This window comes from Brevundimonas sp. ABV4_179, assembly GCF_056311945.1.
In genome coordinates this window covers 1,711,408-1,737,432 of record NZ_CM149976.1, presented here as the reverse complement: position 1 = coordinate 1,737,432, position 26,025 = coordinate 1,711,408, and the positions used below count along the sequence as shown (strand labels likewise).

At 68.2% G+C, this 26,025-nt stretch carries 22 protein-coding genes and 1 tRNA gene; 11 read left to right on the top strand and 12 right to left on the bottom strand.

Annotation, left to right across the window (positions count from 1 at the left end):
* Positions 1-30: 30 nt before the first annotated feature.
* Positions 31-588 carry a hypothetical protein gene (locus ACYX4P_RS08235; RefSeq protein ID WP_248119637.1) on the bottom strand — a complete coding sequence of 186 codons (558 nt, stop codon included), beginning with the start codon at positions 586-588 and terminating at the stop codon, positions 31-33.
* Positions 589-649: 61 nt separating this feature from the next.
* Positions 650-850: a hypothetical protein gene (locus ACYX4P_RS08230; protein WP_248119635.1), complete on the bottom strand. Its 201-nt coding sequence runs from the start codon at positions 848-850 to the stop codon at positions 650-652.
* Positions 851-946: 96 nt separating this feature from the next.
* Here ACYX4P_RS08230 and ACYX4P_RS08225 point away from each other — a divergent pair, with 96 nt between their 5' ends.
* The gene (locus ACYX4P_RS08225) at positions 947-2,620 is read left to right on the top strand and encodes an FAD/NAD(P)-binding protein (protein WP_292046941.1); all 1,674 of its coding nucleotides are present in this window, start codon (positions 947-949) and stop codon (positions 2,618-2,620) included.
* Positions 2,621-2,647: 27 nt separating this feature from the next.
* Here the strand turns inward: ACYX4P_RS08225 and ACYX4P_RS08220 are convergent.
* Positions 2,648-2,724: transfer RNA gene (locus tag ACYX4P_RS08220), tRNA-Lys, on the bottom strand.
* Positions 2,725-2,819: 95 nt separating this feature from the next.
* Between ACYX4P_RS08220 and ACYX4P_RS08215 the strand changes: the two genes are divergently transcribed.
* The 4 genes from ACYX4P_RS08215 to ACYX4P_RS08200 all read left to right on the top strand — a co-directional run bounded on the left by ACYX4P_RS08215 (position 2,820) and on the right by ACYX4P_RS08200 (position 10,364).
* Positions 2,820-3,926, top strand: a complete 1,107-nt coding sequence (locus ACYX4P_RS08215) for a CaiB/BaiF CoA transferase family protein (RefSeq protein WP_476070244.1) — start codon at positions 2,820-2,822, stop codon at positions 3,924-3,926.
* A gap of 74 nt (positions 3,927-4,000) precedes the next feature.
* On the top strand, positions 4,001-4,267 hold the full coding sequence (locus ACYX4P_RS08210; RefSeq protein ID WP_248119629.1) for a hypothetical protein: 267 nt from the start codon (positions 4,001-4,003) through the stop codon (positions 4,265-4,267).
* A 44-nt stretch (positions 4,268-4,311) separates the two neighbouring features.
* Positions 4,312-6,105: an autotransporter assembly complex protein TamA gene (locus ACYX4P_RS08205; protein ID WP_312570796.1), complete on the top strand. Its 1,794-nt coding sequence runs from the start codon at positions 4,312-4,314 to the stop codon at positions 6,103-6,105.
* Positions 6,102-10,364: a translocation/assembly module TamB domain-containing protein gene (locus ACYX4P_RS08200; RefSeq protein WP_248119625.1), complete on the top strand. Its 4,263-nt coding sequence runs from the start codon at positions 6,102-6,104 to the stop codon at positions 10,362-10,364. The genes ACYX4P_RS08205 and ACYX4P_RS08200 overlap by 4 nt, the downstream gene beginning before the upstream one ends.
* Positions 10,365-10,429: 65 nt before the next feature.
* On the opposite strand, the gene arsC is transcribed toward ACYX4P_RS08200, so the two are convergent.
* Together arsC and ACYX4P_RS08190 are read right to left on the bottom strand one after the other, a co-directional pair.
* Positions 10,430-10,771, bottom strand: coding sequence for an arsenate reductase (glutaredoxin) (gene arsC / locus ACYX4P_RS08195; RefSeq protein ID WP_248119623.1), 342 nt, complete (start codon positions 10,769-10,771; stop codon positions 10,430-10,432).
* Positions 10,771-11,313, bottom strand: coding sequence for a hypothetical protein (locus ACYX4P_RS08190; RefSeq protein ID WP_248119621.1), 543 nt, complete (start codon positions 11,311-11,313; stop codon positions 10,771-10,773). Before ACYX4P_RS08190 ends, arsC begins: the two co-directional genes overlap by 1 nt.
* 98 nt (positions 11,314-11,411) lie before the next feature.
* On the opposite strand from ACYX4P_RS08190, the gene ACYX4P_RS08185 reads away from it, so the two are divergent.
* From ACYX4P_RS08185 to astB, 4 genes are read left to right on the top strand one after another with little or no spacing between them, the layout of a single operon-like run.
* The gene (locus ACYX4P_RS08185; protein ID WP_476070243.1) at positions 11,412-12,662 is read left to right on the top strand and encodes a hydrolase; all 1,251 of its coding nucleotides are present in this window, start codon (positions 11,412-11,414) and stop codon (positions 12,660-12,662) included.
* 1 nt (position 12,663) lies between these two features.
* Positions 12,664-13,671 carry an arginine N-succinyltransferase gene (locus ACYX4P_RS08180; protein WP_292049268.1) on the top strand — a complete coding sequence of 336 codons (1,008 nt, stop codon included), beginning with the start codon at positions 12,664-12,666 and terminating at the stop codon, positions 13,669-13,671.
* Entirely contained in the window at positions 13,668-15,083 is a 1,416-nt protein-coding gene (gene astD / locus ACYX4P_RS08175) for a succinylglutamate-semialdehyde dehydrogenase (protein ID WP_476070242.1), read from the top strand. Before ACYX4P_RS08180 ends, astD begins: the two co-directional genes overlap by 4 nt.
* Positions 15,080-16,417, top strand: a complete 1,338-nt coding sequence (gene astB, locus ACYX4P_RS08170) for an N-succinylarginine dihydrolase (RefSeq protein WP_248119613.1) — start codon at positions 15,080-15,082, stop codon at positions 16,415-16,417. The genes astD and astB overlap by 4 nt, the downstream gene beginning before the upstream one ends.
* Before the next feature lie 3 nt (positions 16,418-16,420).
* On the opposite strand, the gene phhA is transcribed toward astB, so the two are convergent.
* Positions 16,421-17,296: a phenylalanine 4-monooxygenase gene (gene phhA, locus ACYX4P_RS08165; protein ID WP_248119611.1), complete on the bottom strand. Its 876-nt coding sequence runs from the start codon at positions 17,294-17,296 to the stop codon at positions 16,421-16,423.
* 267 nt (positions 17,297-17,563) lie between these two features.
* Between phhA and ACYX4P_RS08160 the strand changes: the two genes are divergently transcribed.
* Positions 17,564-18,661: a Ppx/GppA phosphatase family protein gene (locus tag ACYX4P_RS08160; protein WP_248119609.1), complete on the top strand. Its 1,098-nt coding sequence runs from the start codon at positions 17,564-17,566 to the stop codon at positions 18,659-18,661.
* Positions 18,662-18,665: 4 nt separating this feature from the next.
* Here the strand turns inward: ACYX4P_RS08160 and ACYX4P_RS08155 are convergent, their stop codons facing one another.
* From ACYX4P_RS08155 to gyrA, 5 genes are all read right to left on the bottom strand, one after another.
* Entirely contained in the window at positions 18,666-19,535 is an 870-nt protein-coding gene (locus tag ACYX4P_RS08155) for a peptidylprolyl isomerase (RefSeq protein WP_248119607.1), read from the bottom strand.
* Between the two features lie 33 nt (positions 19,536-19,568).
* Positions 19,569-20,444 carry a peptidylprolyl isomerase gene (locus ACYX4P_RS08150; RefSeq protein ID WP_248119606.1) on the bottom strand — a complete coding sequence of 292 codons (876 nt, stop codon included), beginning with the start codon at positions 20,442-20,444 and terminating at the stop codon, positions 19,569-19,571.
* 8 nt (positions 20,445-20,452) lie between these two features.
* On the bottom strand, positions 20,453-20,941 hold the full coding sequence (gene coaD / locus ACYX4P_RS08145) for a pantetheine-phosphate adenylyltransferase (protein WP_248119604.1): 489 nt from the start codon (positions 20,939-20,941) through the stop codon (positions 20,453-20,455).
* Between the two features lie 55 nt (positions 20,942-20,996).
* The gene (locus ACYX4P_RS08140; RefSeq protein ID WP_248119601.1) at positions 20,997-21,836 is read right to left on the bottom strand and encodes an aminotransferase class IV; all 840 of its coding nucleotides are present in this window, start codon (positions 21,834-21,836) and stop codon (positions 20,997-20,999) included.
* Between the two features lie 130 nt (positions 21,837-21,966).
* Positions 21,967-24,738, bottom strand: a complete 2,772-nt coding sequence (gene gyrA, locus ACYX4P_RS08135) for a DNA gyrase subunit A (protein WP_248119600.1) — start codon at positions 24,736-24,738, stop codon at positions 21,967-21,969.
* A 122-nt stretch (positions 24,739-24,860) separates the two neighbouring features.
* Between gyrA and ACYX4P_RS08130 the strand changes: the two genes are divergently transcribed.
* Positions 24,861-25,436 (top strand): superoxide dismutase family protein, encoded by a 576-nt coding sequence (locus ACYX4P_RS08130; RefSeq protein WP_248119599.1) that lies wholly within the window; start codon positions 24,861-24,863, stop codon positions 25,434-25,436.
* 42 nt (positions 25,437-25,478) lie between these two features.
* Here ACYX4P_RS08130 and ACYX4P_RS08125 read toward each other — a convergent pair whose 3' ends face one another.
* Entirely contained in the window at positions 25,479-26,012 is a 534-nt protein-coding gene (locus ACYX4P_RS08125) for a DUF1003 domain-containing protein (RefSeq protein WP_248119598.1), read from the bottom strand.
* Between the last annotated feature and the right edge of the window lie 13 nt (positions 26,013-26,025).

Sequence of the window (26,025 nt, the reverse complement as noted above, 5' to 3'; positions counted from 1 at the left end):
AAGCCCGAGGATGACGCAGGAAACAAGCCACTAGCGCTGCGGCCTGAACCAGCTGGGCGCGGCGGGCGGGGCGCAGTTGCGCTGCATCCCCATCCCCTTCAGGAAGGCGCGGCGCATCCGGCCGGACTGGATGGCGGACTGGACATGCTTGGAATGCTGCTCGGCGCCGCTGAGCCTGCGAATCCAGCTGCGCCCTGGAATGAAGTCGGTGGTCGTGCCGCGAATGGCCTCCAGCGTGGCCCGGGCCGCGGCATCGGCCGCCCGTTCGCTGAGATAGGCGCCGTCCTGGCGCGGCGGCTCGTCGGTGTCCGGTCCCAGAGCCTCGTCCAGCCGCGCGACCTCGGCGCCGATGGTTGAGCATTGGTTCAGGTTACGCAGATCGTAGGGATTGGCCTCGGCCTGAAGCAGCACCGTCGGGATCATCTGACGACGCAGGTTGAAGTCCTCCAGCGGCGCTGTGGCCGCCGCGGCGAACCCCGCCCCAACCTGCTCGGCTCCGCCCATGGCCGAGCGCCCGGCGTTGCAGCCCGCCAGACCGATCGACGCCACGCCGCCGACCGCCGCTATCGCAAAAACAACTGTCTTCATCCGGCCCCTTAGATCACGTCCGGCCGCTAGAGCCAAAGGTCGGGTGGTCGCGACCGCGTCGTCACAGCGGCCAGAACAGCAGGATCAGCGGCGGCGCGACAAACAGAACCAGCAGGCTCAAGAGGGCGCCAAGCTGGGGATAGTCGCCGAACCGATAGCCCCCCGGCCCCATGACCAGCGTCTTGCACCGGCGCCCGAGGGGCGTCAGGAAGTCGCAGGCCGCGCCCACCGCCACCGCCATCAGGAAGGGTCGGCGTTGCACCCCAACAGCTTGGTCAGAGTTGCGCCGAAGAAGGCGACCGCCTTCCTTAATTTTCAAGGCGATGGCGCCATTGTCGTGATGGCGCATTCAGTGGGAATGACGCCATCCATCGCCTTCGTCGGAGCCGGGCCGACGACGATCTACACCCTGGCCGCCCTGCTCGCCGAAGGTCGCGCGGATGTCGACATCACCGTCTTCGAACAGCAGCCGACGGCCGGCATGGGCGCGCCCTATCGTCCGGGCTGGAACGACCCGGCGATGCTGGCCAATATCGCCAGCATCGAAATCCCGCCCGTGCGGGAGACGCTGTTGACCTGGCTGGAACGTCAAGCTCCGGCCGATCTGGCGGCCTTGGGCGTCGCCCCGCATCAGATTGATGCGCGGGCCTTCCTGCCGCGCTTGGTTCTGGGCCGCTATTTCGCCGACCAATTCGCCGCCCTGGTGCGCGACGCCCGGGCTGCGGGCGCCAGCATCGAGGTCCGCACGGCCTGTCGCGTCATCGACGCCGCGAACGTGGCGGAGGGCATAAGACTGACGGTCGCGCCGCATCTGGGATTCGTGACGGACGAGACCTTCGACCATGTGGTGCTGGCGACCGGCCATCAATGGCCGTCGGACCCTGAGGTGCGACCCGGCTACTTCCTGTCGCCATGGCCGGCGTCGAAACTGTCGGGGCTGCCGGCCGCGCAGGTGGGGATCCGCGGATCCTCCCTGACCGCGATCGACGCGGCCGTGGCCCTGGCTCTGGCGCACGGCGATTTCGTCGAGGAAGAGGGCGGCGACCTGATCTACGTTCCCCATCGCGGCGCGGAGGCCTTCGGCCTGACCATGATGTCGCGCAAGGGCCTGCTGCCCGAGGCGGACTTCTACTTCCCCCTGCCCCACGCGCCGCTCGCCCTATGCACCGAGGCGGCCATCGCCGATCTGATCGCGCGCAGGACCGATGATTTGCTGGACGAAGCCTTCGATCTGTTCCGACAGGAACTGACGCTGGCCGACCCCGGCTACGCCCAATCCATCGGACTTGCAGATGCGACCGTGGAATCCTTTGGAGAGGCCTATTTCGCAGCGCGTGCGGCGACCGACCCGTTCGTCTGGGCGCGCCGGAACCTGCAGGAGGCCCGCCGTAACCACGAACGACGCTTCACCATTCCCTGGCGTGACGCCATCCTGCGGATGCACGAGGTGATCGGCGCGATCGTGCCCCATCTGGACGGTCGCCAGTTCGAACGGTTCGAGCGTTGGCTGAAACCGGTGTTCGTGGACGATTACGGCGCCGTGCCCCACGCCTCCATCACCCGTCTTCTGGCGCTGCACGACGCGGGCCGACTTCAGGTGCTGGCGCTGGGCGACGACTATCGCCTGGACACCCAGCCGGTGGAGGGTTGCGGCGCCGCTGTGCAGTATGACGGGATGCGGCTGCATTTCCCGGTCTTTGTGGAGGCTCTGGGCCAACGTCCGCTATCCGCCGACGCCTTCCCCTTCCCGTCCCTGATCTCGCAAGGGGTCATCCTGGATCAGATCTCGCCCGATGCGCCCAAAGCGGTGCGCGGCGTGGCGCTGGACGACGCCTTCCATCCGGTCACAGACCGACTGCCGCCCGACCGCCTGTTCTGCCTGAGCCTGCCCTTCCTGATGGGCCGCCACCCCTTCGCCCAAGGCATCACCAGTTCGCATGAAATGGGAGCGGTCGTCGGATCGGCATTGGCCCAGGCCATAGCCATCCAACCGCCCGACATCGCGCGGATGGTTACGGCCGAGGCGGCCTAATCCCAAGGGCCGCGCGTCAAATGAAAATGGTACGTCCTCTCGGGCTCGAACCGAGGACCCTCTGATTAAAAGTCAGATGCTCTAACCAACTGAGCTAAGGACGCACCGAGCGACGTCCAGGCGCCGCCCGAACCGTCGAAGGGCGCCTTCTGTTGCAATCCGGCCTTCCGGTCAAGGCCGCGTCTGCTACTCATGTCGAATGCAACCACTTCACGGCCTCCGCATCATCGAATTCGACGGCCTGGGGCCGGTGACCTTCGCCGGCATGATGCTGGCCGACATGGGCGCCGAGGTCCTCAGGCTGACCCGCAGCGAATCAGCGGCGCCCGCCGTGTTCGATCAGGTGGGCGAGGCGGTGCTGCATCGCGGGCGCGCCGCCGTGCCGGTGGATCTTAAGGATCCGGCGGACCAGGCGCGCATCCTGACGCTGATCGACGGCGCAGACGCGGTGATCGAGGGGTATCGCCCCGGCGTGTTGGAACGGCTGGGGTTCGGGCCGGATGTCCTGCAGGCCCGAAATCCCGCCCTGGTGGTCGGGCGCGTCACGGGATGGGGCCAGACGGGGCCCCTGGCGCAGGCCGTGGGCCACGACCTGAACTACATCGGCCTGTCGGGCGTGCTGCACGCCATGGGCGATGCGGACCGACCGCCGACGCCGCCGCTGAACCTGGTCGGCGACTATGGCGGCGGGGCGATGATGCTGGTCGTCGGCGTGCTGGCGGCTCTGATCGAGGCCCGGAGTACGGGTCGGGGTCGGGTGGTGGATGCGGCCATGACCGATGGCGCGGCCCTGCTCGGCGGCATTTTCCAGGCGTTTCGGGGACAGGGGATGTGGAACGACCGGCGGGGCGCGAACCTGCTGGACGGCGGCGCGCCCTTTTATCGCTGCTATGCTTGTCGAGACGGCGGGTTCGTGGCCGTAGCGGCGCTGGAGCCGCGATTCTACGCCGCCTTGCTGAAGGGGCTGCAGCTTCCTCCCGATGCGGCGCCTCAATACGACATGGCCGGCTGGCCCGCGATGCACGTACGATTCGCCGATCTGTTCGCCCAGCGCGACCGTGACGACTGGGCGAACCATTTCGAGGGCAGTGAGGCCTGCGTCACGCCGGTCCTGAGCCTGGCCGAGGCGCCGGACCACCCGCACAATCGCGCGAGGGGAGCGTTCGACCACGGCCTGCCCGGTCCGGCGCCGCGCTTCGACGACGAGGCATCCAAGCCCGGTCATAGTTCAGCCCTGCGTCTGGAGAAGGCTGTGGCCCTGTGGTCGGCTGAGGGGTCGACCCAGAGATCGGACCAGGCCGGATGACCCCAGAGGTTTTCGGCGCTAAGGGAACGCCAGCGCGCGACGAGCGTTGCAAGGGCGAAGACCCGGGGAATTCAATGAGACGTTCCAACACCCTACTGGCCGCCGCCGCCCTGGCTGCGCTCGCGCTGTCGGCTTGCGATGATCGCCCGTCCCGGTCGGACGACGACCGCGAACCTGTCAAGGTCGAGCAGGAAGCGCCCGCTCCGGTCGAACAACCGCCCGCCCCCGCGCCGGAAGTGCGCGACCCCACGCCGACGCCGCCGCCCAGCGACAGACTGCCGCCCGAGGAACGGTCGTCGGAACAGTCGGTCCAACCCGAAAGCGAAACCCTGTTCTACTGAGAGAACCGGGATTCGACGCGCCGCGCTTTGACGAAAGATGGAGTTTGACGTTCAGGCCTTCCCTGCTGGTCGCGGCGCTCGCGGCCTTTTCGGGCTGCGCGCACGCCGCCGCCGCCGACCCGCGCGCCCAGATTCGCGGCGATATGGACGCCGACCTGCGCCGCGCCCTGGAACGCGCCGTGGGCGAGGTCGACGGCGCGCCGGAAAGCCGGTTCGAAGCCCGCAGACGCGCCGAAAGCGCGGTGGCCTCGGCCACCGCGCTGCTGCGCTCGGAGGGTTACTACCAGCCCACGGTCGAGGATCTGGTCGAGGGCGACGACAACCCGGTGGCCATCGTGTCGGTCCAGCCGGGCCGTCGCTTCCTTCTGACCGACCCCAAAGTGGCCTGGAGCGATCCCGCGCCGGAGGCCGAGGCTCAGGCCAAAGGTCGCGACGCCATCGGGCTGAAGGCGGGGGAGCCGGGCCGTGCGGTGGACGTGATCTCGGGCGAAGGGCGGCTGGTCGCGGCCCTGGTGCGCGACGGCTACGCCGACGCCAAGGCCGATCCGCGTCGCGTGGTGGTGGATCACGCCGCCTATACCGTCGCGCCGGAATACCGGATCGCCTCGGGCGGCCTGGTGCGACTGGACGGCGTTCGCGTCCTGGGCCGTGGCCGCACAAATCCCGAATGGGTCGCCGGCCTGGCGCCGTGGAAGGAAGGCGACCGCTACGATCCCGACCAGGTGGCGGAACTGGAGCGGCGGCTGCTGGACACCGCCGTCTATGACGGCATCGGCGTGTCGCTGTCGCCCCTGGACCAGACCACGACCGAGGGTCTGAGGCCCGTGATCGTCAGCCTGCAGGACCGGCCGCGCCGCGTGCTGGAAGCCGGCGCCACCTGGTCCACCGCCGAGGGCGCGGGTGTGGACGTGATCCAGACCCGCTACAATCGCTTCGGCCGGGCCGATACGCTGCGGCTGGAAGCACGACTGGCGGATATCGACAGCCGCATCGGCGCCGATCTGTCGCTGCCCCACTGGCGTCGGCCGGGTCGGACGCTGAAGCTGGGCGCCGCCGTGGTCAATGAAGACACCGACGCCTATCTTCGGACCGCCGCGGTGCTGTACGCCGACCTGCAGCAGCGGATCGGCAAGACCTCTTATTTCAACTATGGCATCGGCCTCGACGCGGGGCGCTACAGCGAGACGCGGTACGACTACACCACCCTGCCGCCGCAGAGGGTGACGTTCGACCGAGACCTGGCGATCATCACCGCGCGCACCAGCGCCTACATCGACCATTCCAACGATCCGCTGAACCCGACCAAGGGCTGGCGCGTCAATCTGGCGGTCCAGCCGACGGCGGTGACGGGCGACAGCAACGTCCTGTTCCTGCGCACCGAGACTCAAGGCACCGCCTATGTGCCGGTCGCCGGGGACCGAACCATTCTGGCCGGCCGGGTGCGGATCGGCTCCATCGTCGGCGGCAGCGAACTGAGCGTGCCGTCAGACCGCCTGTTCTATTCCGGCGGCGGCGGGTCGGTGCGCGGCTACTCCTATCAGGGCGTCAATCCGCAACTGCCCGACGGTACGCCGCGTGGGGGCGTGTCGCTGTTCGAGACCTCGCTTGAGGCGCGCCAGTCGATCGGCCAGAGCTTCCAGGCCGTGGCCTTCGTGGACGCTGGATCCGTTGGCTTCCAGGAGACGCCGAACCTGACGAACATGCGCTATGGCGCCGGCGTCGGGGTGCGATACATGCTGCCGTTCGGCCCGATCCGCGCAGACGTCGCCATGCCGTTGAACAAGCGTGAAGGCGATTCCAACTTCCAGATCTACATCAGCATCGGGCAGGCGTTTTGATCGACATACCGCCCGAGACCGGCCCCGACGCCCAGCCCGACGCCGTGACGGAAGAAACCCCGCCGGCAAAGCCGACGCCGGCCAAACGGGCGCGCAAGCGCGGCCTGATCCGGCGCGTCGCCTTGATCGCAGGCGCAATCGTCGCCGGTCTTCTGGTGCTGGTCGCGGCGACCCTGGTGGCGGGGCGGTTCTACATCGCGTCGGATGGCGGGCGGCAGCTGGTGCTGGAGCGGATCCAAGATCTGAAGATCAGCCGCTACGGCCGGCTCAAGGTCTATGGGCTGAAGGGCGATCTGCTCCGCGATTTCACCATCGACCGCATAACCCTGGCCGACAGCCAGGGCGTCTGGCTGGAGGCGAACAACCTCAGCATGGACTGGTCCTATCTAGCCCTGCTGAACCGCAGCTTCCACGCCAACGACATCAAGGCCGAGACCATCCGCGTGCTGCGTCGCCCGGTGGTGGAGCCGCCGACCAACGAGCCGTCCGCCCCGCAGCCGATCTCGGTCCGCATCGACAAATTCGCCGCCAACGTCGAACTGATGGAAGGCTTCTCAAAGGAATACGGTCGCTGGAGCCTGTCGGGCGACGCCAGCCTGCCGCGCAACGGCGCCAAGAGCGCGACCGTGAACGCCGACAGCCTGAACCGGCCCGGCGACTTCCTGCGTCTGGCGGCCAGTTTCGGCGGCAAGCTTGAGGACACGCGCCTGAACCTGCGCGCCAACGAGGCACAGGGCGGACCGCTGGCCGGGGCGCTGGGTTACTCGCCCGACCAGCCCTTCTCCGCGACGGCCGTGCTGAACGCCGACGTGGTCAACGCGCGTGTCCAGACAGGTCGGTTCACGCCCCTGATCGTGCAGGGGCATTTCGGCGACAAGGGATCGCGCGTTTCGGGCTTCGCCGACTTCAGCGGATCGGACCTCTTGGCGCCCTTCGTGACCAAGGTCGGGCGCACCGCCCGCTTCGGCTTCGCCATGGTCCCCACGCCGGACAAGACGGGCCAGGGCGTGGCCTGGAAGCTGATTTCCGACAACGTCCAGTCCGAGGCGCGCGGCCTGATCCGCAACTCGGATCGTAGTTCGCCGGACGGCATCAAGCTGGACATCCAGACCGCATCGCTGAGCCGACTGGTTGGATCGGATGTGGCCGGGCCGGCCGCCTATACCGGCCTGTTCAAGGGCGACGCCCAGAACTGGAGCCTGAACGGCGCCGTGACCTTGTTGAACGCCAATGTGGCCAGCTATCGCGCCACCCGCATGGCCGGGCCGCTGAACCTTGTGGTCAAGAACGGCCGGATGGATCTTGACGGCGACATTCGCGCCAACGGCGGATCGGGCGAAGGGATCATCGGGGGTCTGCTTGGCGCATCGCCCCGCGTGCAGATGCAGGCGGCGCGGATGAAGGACGGCGCCATCCTGCTGAAGACGGTCGATCTGCAGGGCCAGGGGCTGACGCTGAAAGGCTCCGGCTCGCGCAATCTGCTGGGTGGAATGAGCTTCCGGGGCGAGGCGCAGCTGACGGACGCCAGGCGGGTGCTGCCGGACGCGCGCGGCGCCTTCGGGGGGCCGATCCGGGCCTCGTCGGCGCGGGCCGGCGCGCCGTGGGTCCTGAACTTCGACGGACGCGGCCGAAACCTGACCATCGGCATGGAAGAGCTGGACCGGCTGCTGGGCAAGACGCCCCGCCTGCAACTGGCCGGGCGGCTGAACGGCGGCCGGATCGAGGTCGAGCGCGGCGAACTGACCGGCGCGGCCGGACGGGCCGGCGCCAAGGGTCTGATCGAGACGGCGGGCCGTCTGCGGCTGGCGCTGGACTGGAACGCGCGCGGACCGTTCGCGGCCGGGCCGGTCGAGATCGGCGGCGACATGAACGGACGCGGCGCCCTGACCGGCACCTTGTCCCAACCGCGCGTCGATCTGACCGCCGGCTTCCAGCAGGTCACGGCCGGCGCCCTGACGCTGAACAACGCCGACATGACCCTGAGCTTCCGCAAGGGCGCCGATGCCTCGGACGGCCGGATTTCGGTGGTCAGCGGTTCGAACTATGGACCGGCCCGCGCCTCGGGCAACTTCTTCCTGGGCGGCAAGCGTATTCGCCTGAGCGATCTGGACGTCGATGCGGGCGGGGTGACGGCCAAGGGCGCCATCGCCCTGTCGAACAACATCCCGTCCAGCGCCGACCTGACCTTCACGGCGCGGGCCGGGGCCTTCCTGGCCTCGGGCGAAGCCAACGGCCGCGTGCGGCTGACGGACGGCGGCGGGTCGGACAGCGCCATCCTGGACGTCAACGGCCGCAATGTGCGGCTGGCCGGCCAGAGCTGGATCATCCGCACCCTTGACCTCAAGGGGCGCGGCACGCTGAACAATCTGCCCTTCACTCTGGCGCTGGACGTCGGCGGGCCGACGCCGGCCCAGTTCAACGGCACGGGCGTCTATTCGCGCCAGAACACGACCCACGGCCTGACGCTGCGCGGCGGCGGTCGGGTGCGCGAGGTCGCCTTCACCACCCGCAGCCCCGCCTCGATCACCCTGAACGGGGCGAACCGGACGGCGCATCTGGACCTGGGCGTCGGCGGCGGCGTGCTGCTGGCCGATCTGAGACAAGATGCGCGCACCGTGGCGGTGCAGGCCGACCTGACGCGCGTGGATTTGGGCTCCATCTCGCCTGAGCTTCGCGGCAGCGTGACCGGCCAGGTGGCCATGCGCGGCGCGGGCGGCGACCTGTCGGGCACGGCCAATGTCGATCTGCAGAACGTGCGCAGCATCGATGCGCCGCGTGGCCTGGCCGTCAATGGTCGTGTGGACGCGACCCTGGAGGGCGACCGCCTCAGCATCAAGGCGACGGCGGTGGACGAAGGCGCGGTTCAGGCCTCGGCCGATGTGGTCCTGCCGGTCGAGGCGTCGGCCGCGCCGCTGCGGCTGGCCATCGCCCGGACGCGCGAGATGTCGGGTCGGGTGTCCATCAACGGCCAGATCCAGCCGATCTGGGACCTGTTCCTGGGCGGCGAGCGCAGCCTGGCGGGCCAGGTGGCGGGTCAGGCGACCATCGGCGGCACGCTGAACGCCCCGCGCCTGAACGGCCGGTTCGACCTGAGCCAGGGCGCCTATCGCGAAAAGGCGGTGGGCCTGGTGCTGAGCGATCTGACGCTGCGGACCCGGTTCGACGACACGGCGGCCCAGATCGAGACCTTCACCGCCAACGACGGCAAGGGCGGGACCGTGTCCGGCCAAGGCCGCGTGGGTCTGCGACAGGGTTCGGGCTCCAACGCCCAACTGATGCTGAACCGCTTCCGGGTCATCGACAACGACATCGCCGAGGCGCGGGCGTCGGGTCCGATCACCATCGTTCGCGGCGCCGACGGCAACATCCAGCTGGGCGGTCAGATCGTGGTCGACGAGGCCAAGATCGAACCCGAACTGCCCGGATCGACCGGCATCGTCTCCATGGACGTGGTCGAGATCAATCGCCCCGGCGGCGATCCGGTCGAAAGCGAGCAGAAGGCGCGCGGCCCGCAGATCGGCATGGATATCAGTCTGCGATCTTCGGGCGGCAAGGTGCGGGTCAACGGACGCGGCCTGAACGTTATCCTGGACGTCAACGCCCGCGTGCGCGGCACCATCGCCGAACCCCAGCTGACCGGCTCGGCCAATGTGGTGCGCGGCGATTATGAGTTCGCGGGCAAGCGGTTCGTGTTCGACGACACTGGCCGCGTCACCCTGTCGACCGATCCCAAGCAGATCCGTCTGAACCTGTCGGCGACGCGAGAAGACGCGGCCCTGACCGCCACCATCAACGTCACCGGCACGGCGGCCGAGCCGAAGATCGCCCTGACCTCCACCCCCTCCCTGCCCCAGGACGAAATCCTGTCGCAGGTGTTGTTCGGACGGTCGGCGTCTCAGTTGTCGGCGTTCGAGGCGGCGCAGCTGGCGGCCGGTGTCGCGGCCCTGGCGGGCGGCGGCGGGTTCGACGTGATCGGCAACCTGCGCGAACTGGCGGGCCTTGACCGGCTGTCGTTCGGCGGCGACGCCTCGGCGGTCACGGTGGCCGGCGGTCGCTATATCACCGACGACGTCTATCTGGAGGTCATCGGCGGCGGTCAGAACGGCGCGGCGGTGAAGGTGGAGTGGCAGCCCCGCCGCAACGTCGCCATCGCTTCGCAATTCGGCGGCCAGGGCCAGACCAGCCTGTCGATCCGCTGGCGTCACGAAAGCCGCGAGGCCGGCGACCGTCGCCCCAACCGCGGCGGCCGTAATCGCTAGCGGGTTGCGCCCCCTCTGCCGCTCGTCCCGGCTTTCGCAGGGATAAGCGGAAAAGTGGGAGCCTGCTAGAGAACCTCGAGCACCCGCTCCAGCGGGCGACCGACGACGGCGCCCTTGTCGGTCTCGACGATGGGGCGTTCGATCAGGATCGGCTGGGCCAGGGCAGCGGCCAGCAAGGCGTCGTCATCGGCGCCCGCGTCGAGCAGGGTCTTGGCCTCGGCCTCCTTTCGGCGCATCAGCCCCGCCATGCCCACGCCGGTTCGCGACGCCAGCCGCTCCAGCGTCGCCCGATCCCAGCCGGTCTTCAGATACTCGACCACCGTCGGCTCAATCCCCCGATCCCGCAGCAGGGCCAGCGCGTTGCGCGAGGTCGAGCATTTGGGATTGTGATACAGGACCACGGTCATCAGGGCTCGCTCCGCAGACGGTGCAGCATCATCGCGCCCTGCAGCGACGCCACATAGATGACGGCCGAGATCGCCGCCGCCGGCCAGGTCGTCAGGGTGATCCACAACGGCAGGTCGGGCGTCGGCATCGTGGCCAGCAGCCGCATCCCCATATTGGCCACCAGGCTGTAGGCGATCATGGCCAGCATGACGATGGGGATGGCGCGCGTCATCGCCCGCCATTGAACCACGCCCAGCACGCCGTAGAGCAGGACGGTGAAGACGGCGCCGGGAACGATGGCGAAGGGAAAGATGGCCTTCATCATCTCGCGCTGCATCGCGACCTGATCGGCCGACAGACCCATTTTGGCGTATTCGCCGCTCATCGCCGTCTCGAACCAGCCCGAGGTGAACATCCACCAGGTCGGGATCAGGCCGACGACCAGGGCGATGGCCAGGCCGAACACCATGGACCTGGCCGACCGCTGCGCCTCGGCCATGCCGCGCGGCAGCTTCAACGGGTTCATGGCCCGCAGCCACAGGGCGATGGTCGAACGGTTCATGCCAGAAGTCTCTTGTTCGGTCGGAAACTAGCGATGATCGAGCCTCACTTACAGACCCGTCCTTCACCTTTGTCGCCGGTCCGTCTAGGGTCCGGCCGATGCGGATTCTGACCTCCGACCAGGCCGTCCTCGACCACGTCGCCGCGCGACGCGAGGCCATCATCGGGCGCACCATCGATTGGGCGAACATCAACTCCGGCAGCCGAAACGCCGCCGGATTGAACGCCGTGCTGGATGCGCTGGACGCCGCAGCGCGCGGCCTGTCCGCCGTGGTGCAGCGCATCCCGACCCAAGGCTCGACCACCGTCGCCGACGACGGCCGGGTGCGGACCGAGGCCCACGCCGACGCGCTTAAGATCACCGCCCGACCGGATGCGCCGATCCAGGTGGTGCTGACCGGCCATTACGACACCGTGTTTCCCGCCGACAGCCGGTTCCAGACCGTGACCACTCGCGCGGACGGCGCCCTGAACGGGCCGGGCGTGGCGGACATGAAGGGCGGGATCAGCGTGCTTCTGGCCGCGCTGGAGGCGTTCGAAACCCACCCCGACCGCCACGGCGTCGGCTGGACCGTGCTGCTGAGCCCGGACGAGGAGATCGGCTCGCCTGCGTCTGCGCCCCTGCTGGCCGAAATGGGCGCGCGGGGGCATGTCGGCCTGACCTATGAACCGGCCTTGGCCGACGGCACCCTGGCGGGCGCGCGAAAGGGCAGCGGCAACTATCATCTGATCGTCACCGGCCGCGCCGCCCACGCAGGCCGCGCCTTCGACGAGGGCCGCAACGCGGTCGCAGGCGCCGCCATTATCGCCGCCGCCCTGCATGGGCTGAACGGCCGGCATGACGGCGTCACCGTCAATGTCGCCAAGATTTCAGGCGGCGGCGCCTTGAACGTGGTCGCCGACAACACCGTGGTCCGCTTCAATGTGCGGGTGCCGGACAAGGCCGCCGCCGACTGGATCGACGCCCAGGTTCGCCGCCTCGCCGCCACGCCGCCGTTCGAGGGTCTGACGCTGGACCTGCACGGCGGCTTCACCCGCCCGCCCAAGCCGATGGACGCCGCACAGACCGCCCTGTTCGAGGCCTTCAGGGAGGCCGGCGCCCTGCTGGGCCAACCCATCGCCTGGAAGCCGTCGGGCGGTGTGTGCGAGGGCAACAATCTGCACGCCGCTGGACTGCCCAACATCGACACCCTGGGCGTACGGGGCGGCGACATCCATTCGGATCAGGAGTTCGCCTGGCCCGACAGCTTCGTCGAACGCGCCCAGCTCAGCGCCCTGATCCTGTGCAAGATCGCCTCGGGCGAGATCGACGCGGCCAAACTGAAATCCCTGCGGATGGAAACTCTGTAGAATGCTTGTCGTCCGTCCCGCCGGCCCCGCCGACCTCGACCATCTGTTGGAACTGGCCATCCTGTCCGGTCCCGGCTTCACCAGCCTGCCCGAAGACCCTGACGCCCTGTCCGACCGGCTGGAGCTGAGCCAGGCCAGTTTCCGGGGCGAGATCACGCCGCAAGAGGCCTGGTACACACTGATGCTGGAAGACGGCGACACCGGCGACATCGACGGGGTCGGATCGGTCAAGGCGACGGTGGGGCTGAAACGGCCCTTCTTCTCGTTCCGCGTGGTGAACAACACTGTCCAGTCGCCATCCCTGGGGGTCAAGCTGGATCACCAGACGCTGGTGCTGGTCAACGAATGCACCGGCTGGACCGAGGTCGGATCGCTGTTCCTGAAGGCGGATCGGCGAAAGGGCGGCGCGGGCCGTCTGCTTAGCCAGTCGCGCTATATGCTGATCGGCGCCCAGCCCGAACTGTTCGCCGAAAATGTGCTGGCCGAGTTGCGCGGCGTCTTCACCCCCGATGGCGCCTGCCCCTTCTGGGACCATGTGGCGCACAAATTCTTCCCGATGGACTTCGACCACGCCGACCGGATGACCGGATCGACCGACAAACAATTCATTCTGGACCTGGCGCCGCGCCACCCGATCTATGTCGAACTGCTGCCCGAACCGGCGCGCGCTGTTATCGGCAAGGTGCATCCGCAAGGGGTGCCGGCCATGGCGCTGCTGGAAAGCGAAGGCTTCCGTCCCAACGGACTGGTGGACATCTTCGATGCCGGGCCGACCGTCTCGTGCGGGCGCGACAATATCCGCACGGTGCGCGATGCGCGGCGGCTAACGGTCGAAATCGCGGATGGGGTGGAGGCCGAACTACCGGCCCTGATCTCGACCGACAACGTCTCAGCCTTCCGCGCCGTGCGCGCCAAGGCCGACATCGACGGCGACACGGTTCGCCTGACCGCCGAAACCGCCGCCGCGCTGAAGGTGCGCGCCGGAGAGACTGTGCGAGTAAAATCATGACCCGTTTCACCTCGACCGACCCCGCCACCGAAGCGACCAACTGGGAGGGCGAGGCCGCCAGCCCCGCCCAGGTCCAGTCCGCCGTGGACGCCGCCCGCGCCGCCTTCCCCGCCTGGGCCGACGCCCCGCGCGCCGAGCGGATCGAGGCGGTCAAACGCTATCAGGTCGTGCTGAAGGACCGTGCGCCCCAGATCGCAGAGGCCATCAGCCGCGAGACCGGCAAGCCCCTGTGGGAGACCAAGACCGAGGCCGCCGCCATGATCGGCAAGGTCGACATCTCGATCCGCGCCTATGACGAACGCACCGGCGAGCGCACCAGCGACACCGCCTTCGGCCGCGCCACCCTGCGTCACCGTCCGCACGGCGTGGCGGCGGTGCTTGGCCCGTTCAACTTCCCCGGCCATCTGCCGAACGGCCATATCGTCCCGGCCCTGCTGGCGGGCGACACGGTGGTTTTCAAGCCGTCGGAAGAGACGCCCCTGGTCGGTCAGGCGATGGCCGAGGCCTTCGCCGCCGCCGACCTGCCGACAGGCGTGGTCAATGTCGTCCAGGGCGGGCGCGAGACGGGCGCGGCCCTTCTGGACGCCGGCATAGACGCCCTGATGTTCACCGGCTCTGGCGCGGCGGGCGCGCATTTCCGCAAGAAGTTCGCCGACGATCCGCACGTCATCCTGGCGCTGGAGCTGGGCGGCAACAATCCGCTGGTCGTCTGGGACGTGGCGGATGCACAGGCCGTGGCGGGCATCGCGGTCCAGTCCGCCTTCATCACCACCGGCCAGCGCTGCTCGTGTGCGCGTCGCCTGATCGTGCCGGAAGGCGCCCAGGGCGATGCGATCATCGAAGCTGTCGCCGCCTTGTCCGACCGGCTGATCTTTGGCCCATGGGATAGCGATCCCGAACCCTATGCCGGGCCGCTGATCTCGGCGCGTGCGGCCGAGGCGGCGCTGAAGGCGTTGCAGGACCGGATCGACAGCGGGGCCAAAGTCATCCGCGCCTCTGGACCGGTCGCTAATCTGCCCGGCGCCTTCGTCAGACCGGCCATCATCGATGTGACGGGCGTCGATGTGCCGGACGAGGAGATGTTCGCGCCCTTCCTGTCGGTGACGCGGGTTGCGACCTTCGACGCTGCGATCCAGGCAGCCAACGCCACCCGTTATGGCCTGTCCGCCGGTCTGGTCAGCGATGATCCGAAGAACTGGGACCATTTCATCCGCCGCATCCGCGCCGGCGTGGTCAACTTCAACCGTCCGACGACAGGCGCGGCGGGCGACATGCCGTTCGGCGGCCTGGGCGCCAGCGGCAACCATCGGCCCAGCGCCTATTACGCCGCCGACTACTGCGCCTATCCGGTCGCCAGCTTCGAGGCCGACGCGGTCGCCAATATCGAAGGCGAGATCAAGGGGCTGCGATGATCACCGCCGTCGAAGCCAATGCCGACGGTCTGATCGGTCCGACACATTCCTATGCGGGCCTCAGCCCCGGCAATCTGGCCTCCAGCCTGAACAAGGGCGAGGCGTCCAACCCGCGCGCGGCGGTGTTGCAGGGTCTGGACAAGATGAAACGGCTGGCAGATCTGGACCTGCCCCAGTTTGTCCTGCCGCCGCACGAACGGCCGAACATCTCCTTCCTGCGCGCGCTGGGCTTCACCGGCGCGGATGGACAGGTGTTGGAGCGCGCGTGGAGAACCGCACCATCCTTCGCCGCCGCGGCCTGTTCGGCCTCGCCCATGTGGGCCGCCAACGCCGCGACCGTGACCCCGTCCAGCGACGCCGCCGACAGTCGGGTGCATTTCACCCCCGCCAACCTGCACACCAATCTGCACCGCAGCCTGGAGCACCAGCAGACCAAACGCGCGCTGGACGCCCTGTTCCCGGACGCCAGCCGGTTCGCCGTCCACGACGCCCTGCCCGCTGTCGCCCATCTGGCCGACGAGGGCGCGGCCAACCACGTTCGGCTGTGCGCCGACCATGGCGGTCGCGGGGTCAATCTGCTGGTCTGGGGGCGCGAAGCGTTCGTGCCTTGGGACGGCCCCTTCCCCGCCCGCCAGACGCGCGAAGCCTCTGAGGCCATCGTCCGCCGCCATGAGGCCGGGCAGCCCGTTCTGGCGCAGCAATCCCGCGCCGCCATCGCGGGCGGCACATTCCACAACGACGTGGTCTGCGTCGGGGCGCTGGACACCCTGTTCTTCCACGAACTGGCGTTCGAGGACGCCGACGCAACCAAGGCCGCCATACGCCGCGCCGCCGACGGCCTGTTCGAACCCCAATTCATCGAGGTCTCCGACGCCGACCTGCCCCTGGCCGACGCCATATCCAGCTATCTGTTCAACTCCATGCTGATCCAGGTTCCGGGCGAGGACCGCCTGACCCTGATCTGCCCCACCGAGACGCGCGACAATCCGCGCAGCCACGCGGTCGCCGAACGGGTCGCCGCCTCCAACGGACCGATCGGGACGGTGCGCTATGTCGATGTGCGACAGTCGATGCGGAACGGCGGCGGTCCGGCCTGCCTGCGCCTGCGGGTCGTGCTGAACGAGGCGGAGCTGGCGGCGACCAATCCGGCCATGCGCCTGACCGACGCCCTGTACGCGCGCCTGTCAGACTGGGCAAACCGCTGGTATCGCGACGAACTCCGTCCCGCCGATCTGGCCGATTCGGCCCTGCTGGACGAGACGCGCGGGGCGCTGGACGAACTGACCGGCATTCTGGACCTGGGTGCCGACTTCTATCCGTTCCAGCGCGCCTGACCGTCAGGCGGCGAACCGCCCGCCCTTGTCGGCATAGGCCTGGGTGCCGTGGGTGATGACGCTGTCGGTCGGCAGGATGGTTTCGATCGCCAGATCGTCCTGCCCCTTCAGCGCCGCATAGACAGGACCGAAGTCCTTGAGCGTCATCTGCTTCAGGGCTTCAATGCTGTCGATGACGAAATAGACCTGCTGGAAATCGTCGATCCGGTAGAGGGTCCGCATCACCCGCTCCAGATCGAAGCCCAGGCGGTTGGGCGACGGGTCGTCCAGGGCGAACACGCTCTCGGTCGAGGAGGACACGATGCCCGCGCCATAGATGCGTAAGGCCCCCGCCTCCTTCATCAGGCCGAATTCCACCGTGTACCAGTACAGCCGCGCCAGATTGGGCAACATGCCCAGCGACGCCGCCCGCTGGCCGCCCTTGCCATAGGCCTCCATATAGGCGGCGAAGGCCGGATCGGTCAGCATGGGGACGTGGCCGAACACATCGTGGAAGATGTCCGGCTCCTGCAGATAGTCCAGTTGATCCGGCGTCCTGATGAACTGGCCCGAGACGAAGCGTCGGTTGGCCAGGTGATCGAAAAACACCTCGTCCGGCACCAGCCCCGGCACGCAGACCACCGTCCAGCCGGTCAGGGCCTGGAGCTTGGGATTGATCACTTCGAAGTCGGGAATGCCGCCCGCATTCAGGTCCAGCGCCTTCAGCCCGTTCAGAAAGGCGTCGCAGGCGCGGCCCGGCAGCACCTTCATCTGACGCGCGTACAGCGTGTCCCAGGTCCTATGCTCGACCTCGGTATAGGCGGCCCAGTTCTGGGGTATGGTCCAGTCCGCTCCGGCGCCTTCGGGCGGCTGTTCAAAAACATGTTCGAAGTCGGACATGGGACGCTCCTCAGATCTTTTCCTCAGTCTAACAAGGACTTTCAGCGTCTTCCACCGTCTGTTCAGCCGCAAGGGCGCGTGAAGCAGCAACTGACGTCGTCGGGCTGTGTGAACCTGGATCATGGTTCTGATACGCCACGACCTCTGACGCAGGCCCCGCCGGGCCGTTCATCTTCCTGACAGAATGGCTTGGCGCGGACGATCTTCGCGCGCTAGGCTGATGGGGACGGGCGCCGCTTTGGACCGCCCACATCGGAATGACGACCCATGCCGGAGACCCACGGCGCGCCCCGACGGCGCGACGAGCGGTCCCAGCCTTCCCGTTCGCGGGATGCGTCGGGTCGGGATGCGCCGCTCTATGGCGCGCTCGATCTGGGGACCAATAATTGTCGGCTGTTGATCGCGCGGCCGTCGCGCGACGGCTTTCGCGTAGTGGACAGTTTCAGCCGCATCGTGCGCCTGGGCGAAGGCCTGTCGCGCACCGGACGACTGGACCCTCAGGCGATGGACCGGGCCTATGACGCCTTGGCCTTGTGCGCCGAGCGGATCGTCAGGAAGGGCGTGGATTCGGCGCGTCTCAGCGCCGTGGCCACCCAGGCTTGTCGCGCGGCCGAAAACGGCGCGGACTTCATCGACCGCGTGCGCAAGGGCACGGGCCTACGCCTGCGCATCATCGACCCGGCCGAAGAGGCGCGGCTGGCGGTCGAGGGATGCCTGAACCTGATCGACCCCAGGGCCGAGGGGGTGATCATCATCGACGTGGGCGGCGGCTCCACCGAACTGTCGTGGCTGAAGCGCGAGGAGGCGGAATGGCGCACCACCAGTTGGATGTCGGCGCCGCTGGGCGTCGTCACCCTGGCCGAACGTCACCCGGAGCCGGAAAACGCGGTCGAGCCCTGGTACGAAGCCATGGTCGCCGACATGGGCGCGGCCCTGGCGGCCGGCGGCATCCAGGACGATGGAATGCTGGACCTGCTGCGGCGCGACCACGCGCACCTGATCGGCACCTCTGGCGCGATCACCAGCCTGGCGGGAATTCACCTGAAACTGCCGCGCTATAATCGCGACCGGGTCGATGGTTTGTGGATGACGCGCAGCGACTGCGAGGCGGCAGCGGATCGGCTGAAGGCCCTGGGGCCGGAAGGGCGCGCGCGCGAGGCCTGCATCGGCCCCGACCGCGCCGATCTGGTGCTGGCCGGGGCCGCCATCCTGGAGGCGATCCAGCGCGCCTGGCCGTCCGAGCGGGTTCGCGTTGCCGACCGGGGCCTGCGCGAAGGCCTGCTGCTGCAAAGGATGCGCGACGATCAGAAGCCGCCGCGCCGCCGTCGACGCCGGCGCGGTCGCGGGCGGGGATCGGTCGGCTGAGGCTTTAAGCCCCGGGCGTGACCTGCGCCGGAATGTCGATGTCGCAGACGGAGAAGTCGGCGCCCTTGGCCTGGCGCGCCTGATCCACCAAGGCGCGGAAGGCGGCGGAGGTGGTGTTCATCATCTGAACCTTCGGGCGTTCGGCCTGGGGCAGGTCGGCGGCCAGACGCACGCGGGTCATGCGATCCGGCTCGGTCACGATGCCGTCCGGGTTGGGACTGGCCTTCAGGGCGCGCACCACGTCCAGCCCCGAAACCACCCGCCCCCAGACGGTGTAGCGTTTGTCCAGCGCCGGATAGGCCTGGCGCATCAGGAAGAACTGGCTGTTGGCGGTGTCATTGCCTTCGTCGCGCGCCATGCCGGCGACGCCGGGGCAGTATAGGCCCCAGCCGTGCACCTTCTTGTCGCCGGTGCCGGCCATCAGGTCGTCGGGCTGGGTCTGGACCGGCACGGAGCGGACGAAGCCGATCAGGGCGCCGGTCGGGGCGGCGACGGGGGTGAAGGCCATGTCCGGACCGCGACGGAAGGTGAACTCGCCCTTCAGGTCGGGATACCAGCTCTGACCGTCGCCGGTGCCCAGCGGATCGCCGGTCTGGGCCATGAACCAGTCGATCACCCGGTGCCAGGCCAGATTGTCGTAAAACCCACGCGCGGCCAGCAGCTTGATCCGCTCGACATGGGCGGGCGCCAGCTCGGGGGCCAGCTCGACCAGAATGCGCCCCTTGCTCGTGTCGATGACCAGAAGATCACTGGGCGAGACCGCGCGCCAGTCGGTGGGGGCCGGCGGGGGCGGAGGCGGCGACGCTTCCTGCGCCAGAACCGGCCCTGACAGAAGGGCGGCCAGGACCGCCGCCGCCAATGCGTTTCGAACCATGTCCCCTACCCCTCCTGATGGTCGATCCGGCCTTCAGCCGCCGACGACCTCGGCGACCGGCTGGACGTCGCAGATGCTGAAACCCGATCCGCGCGCGGTGCGAGTTGCGGCGATCCGGTCGGCGAATGCCGCGCTGGAGGCGTTCAGCACGCGAACGGTCGGGCGCTGCCCCTCCGCCAGGGCCGAAGCCATGCGGACGTGGGTCATGACGTCGGGATCAGTCACCTTGCCGTCCTCGGCGTCAGAACCCTTCTTGATCTTGTCCAGCACGTCCAGGCCCGACACCACGCGGCCGAAAGCGGTATAGACGCCGTCCAGCTGATCGCGGGTGCCCATCATCAGGAAGAACTGGCTGTTGGCGCTGTCGGGCGAGCCGGATCGCGCCATACCCAGCACGCCAGGGCAGAACAGACCGTGGGCGTCCACCTTGAAGTCGGCGGTGACCATCATCTGGGCGTCAGGCTGGGTCTGGACCGGCAGATCGTTCACAAGGCCGCGCACGCCCATGCCCGAGTTGGGCACGGCGACGAAGCCGGCGTCGCGACCGCGACGGAAGTTGAACTCGGCCTTCAGGTCGGGCAGCTCGCTGCCGCCCTCGCCGGTGCCCTTGGGATCGCCGGTCTGGGCCATGAAGCCGGGAATGACGCGGTGGAACTTCAGCCCGTCGTAGAAGCCCTGATTGGCCAGGGTGCGGATGCGTTCGGCGTGATTGGGCGCCGCCACCGGAACCAGCTCCACCAGGATGCGGCCCTTGGCGGTGTCGATGACCAGCAGGTTCTCGGGCGCGATGGTGCGCCAGTCGGCGGCAGGGGCCGCGACAGGGGCGGCGGCGGGCGCCGCCGTCTGGGCCTGGACCGCGCTGGAGGCCAGAAGGGCGCCGAGTCCGGCCGCGATGATCGCCTTACGCATAGTCGTTCTCAAATCCCGTTCTTGACCTTGTCCCGCACGCGCGCGGCGATGGCGGGGCTGACGAAACTGTCGATCGCGCCGTCCAGACGGGCGATTTCCTTGACCAGCCGCGAGGCGATGGCCTGGTGGCGCGGATCGGCCATCAGGAATACCGTCTCGATGTCCTGATTGAGGCGCTGGTTCATGGCCGTCATCTGGAACTCGTATTCGAAGTCGGCGACCGCGCGCAAACCCCGGATGATGACATTGGCGTTCAGTTCCTCGGCGAAATGCATCAGCAGGTTCGAAAAGGGCTGGACCACGATGTCCCCGCCCAGGCCCGCGACCTCGTCCTGCAGCATCCGAACCCGCTCGTCGGTGGTGAACAGCGGGCCCTTCTCGTCATTGCGCGCCACGCCGATGACCACTCGGTCCACCAGCTTCAGCGCGCGTTTGATGATGTCGGTATGCCCGTTCGTCACCGGGTCGAAGGTGCCCGGATAAAGTCCGATGCGCATGGCGTGTCTCCCCAGCCTGTCGCCTGCCGTTCGGCGTCGTTTAGCAGGTGCGAAATCAGCGGCCTAGCCGGCTGACGCCTTCGTCATCGTCGCGGGCCGCGATCGCTTGCGGCGACTGCGACGCCCACGCGCGCTGCAACCGGTCCAGCATCGCCGGATCGGCGGCGAATGCCGTGTCGTCGATGGCCGTGATGGGACAGGCCGGGGTGGCGCTGTTGCACAGGAAGGCGGCGTTGAAAGCCGAGATATCGGACAATGAGACCGGACGGGTCTCTGACGTAAGACCCGCGCCAGACAGGCCGCGTTGAATCAGGGCCTGGGTCACGCCCGCGAGCATCGGCCCCTGCGGCCAGACGATCCGCTCGCCCCGAATGAAGCCGATATTCCAGAGCGCCCCCTCCAAAACCCGCCCCTCGGCGTCGGTGAACAACGCATCGTCGAAGCCATCCGCGCGGGCGGCGCGGCGCGCGCGGGTCAACCCCATGGTCGCGACGTGTTTCAGATGCGGCGCTTCCCGCTGATAGGCGATCGTCTTGACCCGGACCGAGACGGCCAACGGCGGCGGGGGCGGCGAAACCGCCGTCATGACTTTCGGCCGACCGGCGAACGACGGGGCGCGATGACCGATTTCCGGGGAAAACAGGCTGACCCGCAGCCAGCAGGCGTGGTGGCCCTCGACGGCCTGGGCCATCAGACGACGCAACTCTGCCTCGCCTGGGCTTTCACCGAACAGTTCGACCGCCGCCTGCTCCAGCCGCGCCAGATGCAGGTCGAGGCCGCGCACAGCGCCCTGCTCCACGCAGAACGATGTGTAGGCGCCGTAGTTGACCAAAGCCTGATGGGCCAAGTCATCGGCCGTGGCGGGGTGACCGTCGATCAGGATTGTCGCGTTCAACCCATCCTCCCCCATTCATGGGGGAGGGGGACCACGAAGTGGTGGAGGGGGCGGACCGAAGGCCAGTGTTTGGGGTCGCCCCCTCCACCATGCTGCGCATGGTCCCCCTCCCCCGCTGCGCGGTGGAGGATCAGCCCTCGCCCTCTTCGCCCGCGATCTCCACATCGTCCCCACCGCTTTCCGGCAGGCGTTCGACCGAGACGACCTTCTCGTCCTTGCCGGTGCGGAAGATGGTCACGCCCTGGCTGGAGCGGCCGACGATGCGGACCTGATCCATGCGGGTGCGGATCATCTGACCGCCCGAGGTGACGAGCAGCAGATCGTCCGATTCCTCGACCGGGAAGGCCGCCGCCAGGCGCGTGCCCGCGCGTCCGCCCAGGCCGTGGGCCGTCAGACCCTGACCGCCGCGACCGGTGCGGCGATACTCGTAGGCCGAGGACCGCTTGCCGAAGCCGGTCTCGGTGACCGTCAGGATGAACTGTTCGGCGGCGCCCAGTTCGGCGATCCGTTCGACCGTCAGAGCGGCGTCGGCGACCTCGTCTTCGGCCTCGGCCGGAGCCGCGACATCCTCTTCGCCGTCCGCGCCGGCCAATGCCTTGCGCATGGCGTTGGCGTGTTTGACGTAGGCGGCGCGCTCCTCGGGCGTCGCGTCGACGCGGCCCAGGATAGCCATGGAGATGACCTCGTCGCCGTCCTGCAGGCGCACGCCCCGGACGCCGGTCGAATCCCGGCCCTTGAACACGCGCACGTCGTCGGCCTTGAAGCGGATCGCCCGGCCCAGCGCCGTGGTCAGCAGCACATCGTCATCGGCGGTGCACAGGCCGACGCCGACCATCCGGTCGGTCCCTTCCAGCTTCATGGCGATCTTGCCGGCGCGGTTCACCGTGGCGAAGTCCGACAGCTTGTTGCGCCGCACGTCGCCGGTCGAGGTGGCGAACATGATGTCGTAATCGCCCCAGGTCGCCTCGTCCTCGGGCAAAGGCAGGACGTTCATGATGCTGTCGCCCGGCTCGATGGGCAGCAGGTTGACGAAGGCCTTGCCCCGCGACTGCGGATTGCCCAGCGGCAGGCGCCAGGTCTTCAGCTTGTAGGCCTTGCCATTGGTGGCGAAGAACAGGACCGGCGTGTGGGTCGAGGCGCTGAAGACGCCGGTGATGGCGTCCTCGTCCTTCATAGACATGCCGCTGCGGCCCTTGCCGCCGCGATGCTGGGTCCGATAGGCGTTCAGGGCGACGCGCTTGACATAGCCGCCGTGGGTGACGGTGACGACCATGTCCTCGCGCGGGATCAGGTCCTCGTCCTCCATCTCGCCGTCGCCCTCCCCGATCAGCGTGCGACGTGGAACGGCGAACCTGTCCTTCACCTCGATCAGGTCGTCGCGGATGATGGCCAGGACGTTCTTGCGGTCCGACAGAATGGTCAGGTGACCCTGGATCGTATCGGCCAGGCTGCGCGCCTCGCCGAAGATGTCGTCGCGGCCCAGACCGGTCAGGCGCGAGAGGGTCAGGGCCAGGATGGCGCGGGCCTGTTCATCGGTCAGGCGGATCTTGTCGCCCTCGACGATGACGCTGCGCGGGTCGGCGATCAGTTCGACCAGGGCCATCATGTCCCCGACAGGCCAGGCCTTGGCCTGCAGCCGTTCGCGCGCCTCCGTCGGATCGGCCGAGGAGCGGATGATGTGGATCACTTCGTCGATATTGGCGACGGCGACGGCCAGACCGACCAGCACATGGCCACGGTCGCGGGCCTTGGCCAGTTCGAACTTGACCCGGCGGACCACCACCTCCTCGCGGAAGTCCAGGAAGACCTCCAGCAGTTGGCGCAGGCCCATCTGCTCGGGGCGGCCGTGGTTCAGCGCCAGCATGTTGACGCCGAACGAGCTCTGCATGGCGGTGTAGCGCCACAGCTGGTTCAGGATCACATCGCCCGAGGCGTCGCGCTTGAGCTCGATGACGATCCGCATCCCCTGACGGTCGGATTCGTCGCGGACGTCGGAAATGCCTTCCAGACGCTTCTCGCGCACCATTTCGGCGATCCGCTCGATCAGGGTCTGTTTGTTGACCTGATAGGGCAGTTCGGTGACGACGATGGCTTCGCGGTCTTTTCTGATCTCCTCGACCGAGGCGCGGCCGCGCACCACGACCGAACCGCGCCCGTCGCGCAGCGCATTGCGCGGCGCCGTGCGGCCCATGATCTCGCCACCGGTCGGGAAGTCTGGACCGGGCACGATGTCCAGCAGGGCGTCGTCGGAGATGGTCGGGTCGTCCAGCAGGGCCAGGGCCGCGTCCACGACCTCGCCCAGATTGTGCGGCGGGATGTTGGTCGCCATGCCCACAGCGATGCCGCCCGCGCCATTGACCAGCAGGTTCGGGATTCGGCTGGGCAGGACGACCGGCTCCAGCTCCTTCTCGTCGTAGTTCGGCTGGAAATCGACGGTGTCCTTGTCGATGTCCGTCATCAGGGCGACGGCGGCGGGCGCCATCCGGGCCTCGGTGTAACGCATCGAGGCGGGCATATCGCCGTCGACCGAACCGAAGTTGCCTTGGCCGTCGACCAGCATCAGCCCCATCGAGAAGGGCTGCGCCATCCGCACCAGGGCCATATAGACCGAGGCGTCGCCGTGGGGGTGGAACCGGCCCAGCACGTCGCCGACCACGCGCGCGCACTTCGAATAGGCGCGCTCGGGCGTCATGTTCAGGTCGTGCATCGAATACAGGATGCGCCGATGCACCGGCTTCAGGCCGTCGCGCGCGTCAGGCAGAGCGCGCGACACGATCACGCTCATGGCGTAGTCGAGATACGAACGCTTCAGTTCGTCCTCGATCGTGATCGTGGAAATGTCGGAGCCGCCGCCTCGGCCATTGATCGGGGATGCGGCGTTTTCGTAGCTGTCGTCGGTCAAGGAAGCGTGGCTTTATGCGGCCGGAATCGGAACGTGATCCGCTGTGACGATTTCTAGCATTCCAGGGGCCCGGTGGCAAAGCGACGCCGCCGTGAAAGCCCGTCTCTGAAAGGACATTTCATATGCGCGTCCAAACGCTCGCCGCCGCCCTGATGATCGCCTCGCCGCTGGCCCTGACCACCGCCTGCGCCGCCACCGGCAACGCCCCGCAGGCCGCCGCCGAACGCGCCCCCGTGGGCGCCACCGGCCAGGCGGTTCTCGTCAACGCCGCGGGCGCCAATATCGGCCGCGTCGATCTGCGTCAGGGGCCGACCGGCCTGTTGATCAAGATCGAGGCCTCGGGCCTGACGCCCGGTTGGCACGGCATCCACATCCATGCGACCGGCGAATGCGCCGCGCCCTTCACCTCGTCCGGCGCCCACATCAACCACGGCGAGCCCAAGGCGCCGCACGGCCTGCTGAACGCGGCCGGACCGGACGACGGCGACCTGCCCAACGTCTGGGCCGGGGCGGACGGCAAGGTGAACGCCGAACTGTTCACCACCCGCGCCCGCATCTCGTCCGAAGGCCCCGGCCAGTGGCTGTGGGACGCCGACGGCTCGGCCATCATCATCCACGCCAATCCCGACGACCATACAACCCAGCCCATCGGCGGGGCCGGCGACCGTGTGGCCTGCGCGGCGCTCAGCGCCAGTTGAGGTTTCCGAAAACCGGATCGAGAGCGCCCGCTGAATCCCGGTTCAGCGGGCGTTTCTCTCTTGCAGCAGCCGCTGGATCATGTCGGTCTGCTCCTGCTGACGAGCGGTCAGATGCTCGACCTTCTCCAGAAGGGCCATGATTTCGATCTCGGCCTTCAGATTGACCTGATAGTCATTGCCCGCGTCCAGGCGATCCTTGGCCGCCTGCCGGTTCTGGCTCATCATGATGACCGGCGCCTGCACCGCCGCCAGCATCGACAGCACCAGGTTCAGGAAGATGAAGGGATAGGGATCGAACGCCTCTTTGCGCAGCAGCAGATTGATCACCGTCCACAGGGCAAGAAACACCCCGAAGGCGATGATGAACGGCCAGGAGCCGCCAAAGGCCGCCACCCGATCCGCCAGACGCTCGCCGAAGGTCTGATGGTCGTCGAAGGTCTCGTTGATGTCTTCCGAGATCGGGCGGCGGTCGGCCGCGCTGGCGACCACGCTGGCCTCCGGGTCCTGCAGTTCTCGCGCCGCCTTGCCCAGCCAGCGGCGAGAGACGTGGTCGGCGTCGAGGGGGATGTGGTTCACGGACGGCTCCTGC

Coding starts and splice junctions, on each gene's coding strand:
- ACYX4P_RS08210 (WP_248119629.1), top strand. CDS start 4,001: ATGAGACGTTCCAACACCCTACTGGCCGCCGCCGCCCTGGCTGCGCTC.
- ACYX4P_RS08190 (WP_248119621.1), bottom strand. CDS start 11,313: ATGAACCGTTCGACCATCGCCCTGTGGCTGCGGGCCATGAACCCGTTG.
- ACYX4P_RS08215 (WP_476070244.1), top strand. CDS start 2,820: ATGCAACCACTTCACGGCCTCCGCATCATCGAATTCGACGGCCTGGGG.
- ACYX4P_RS08225 (WP_292046941.1), top strand. CDS start 947: ATGACGCCATCCATCGCCTTCGTCGGAGCCGGGCCGACGACGATCTAC.
- ACYX4P_RS08155 (WP_248119607.1), bottom strand. CDS start 19,535: ATGGTTCGAAACGCATTGGCGGCGGCGGTCCTGGCCGCCCTTCTGTCA.
- ACYX4P_RS08150 (WP_248119606.1), bottom strand. CDS start 20,444: ATGCGTAAGGCGATCATCGCGGCCGGACTCGGCGCCCTTCTGGCCTCC.
- ACYX4P_RS08160 (WP_248119609.1), top strand. CDS start 17,564: ATGCCGGAGACCCACGGCGCGCCCCGACGGCGCGACGAGCGGTCCCAG.
- ACYX4P_RS08130 (WP_248119599.1), top strand. CDS start 24,861: ATGCGCGTCCAAACGCTCGCCGCCGCCCTGATGATCGCCTCGCCGCTG.
- coaD (WP_248119604.1), bottom strand. CDS start 20,941: ATGCGCATCGGACTTTATCCGGGCACCTTCGACCCGGTGACGAACGGG.
- ACYX4P_RS08180 (WP_292049268.1), top strand. CDS start 12,664: ATGCTTGTCGTCCGTCCCGCCGGCCCCGCCGACCTCGACCATCTGTTG.
- ACYX4P_RS08185 (WP_476070243.1), top strand. CDS start 11,412: ATGCGGATTCTGACCTCCGACCAGGCCGTCCTCGACCACGTCGCCGCG.
- astB (WP_248119613.1), top strand. CDS start 15,080: ATGATCACCGCCGTCGAAGCCAATGCCGACGGTCTGATCGGTCCGACA.
- arsC (WP_248119623.1), bottom strand. CDS start 10,771: ATGACCGTGGTCCTGTATCACAATCCCAAATGCTCGACCTCGCGCAAC.
- phhA (WP_248119611.1), bottom strand. CDS start 17,296: ATGTCCGACTTCGAACATGTTTTTGAACAGCCGCCCGAAGGCGCCGGA.
- astD (WP_476070242.1), top strand. CDS start 13,668: ATGACCCGTTTCACCTCGACCGACCCCGCCACCGAAGCGACCAACTGG.
- ACYX4P_RS08235 (WP_248119637.1), bottom strand. CDS start 588: ATGAAGACAGTTGTTTTTGCGATAGCGGCGGTCGGCGGCGTGGCGTCG.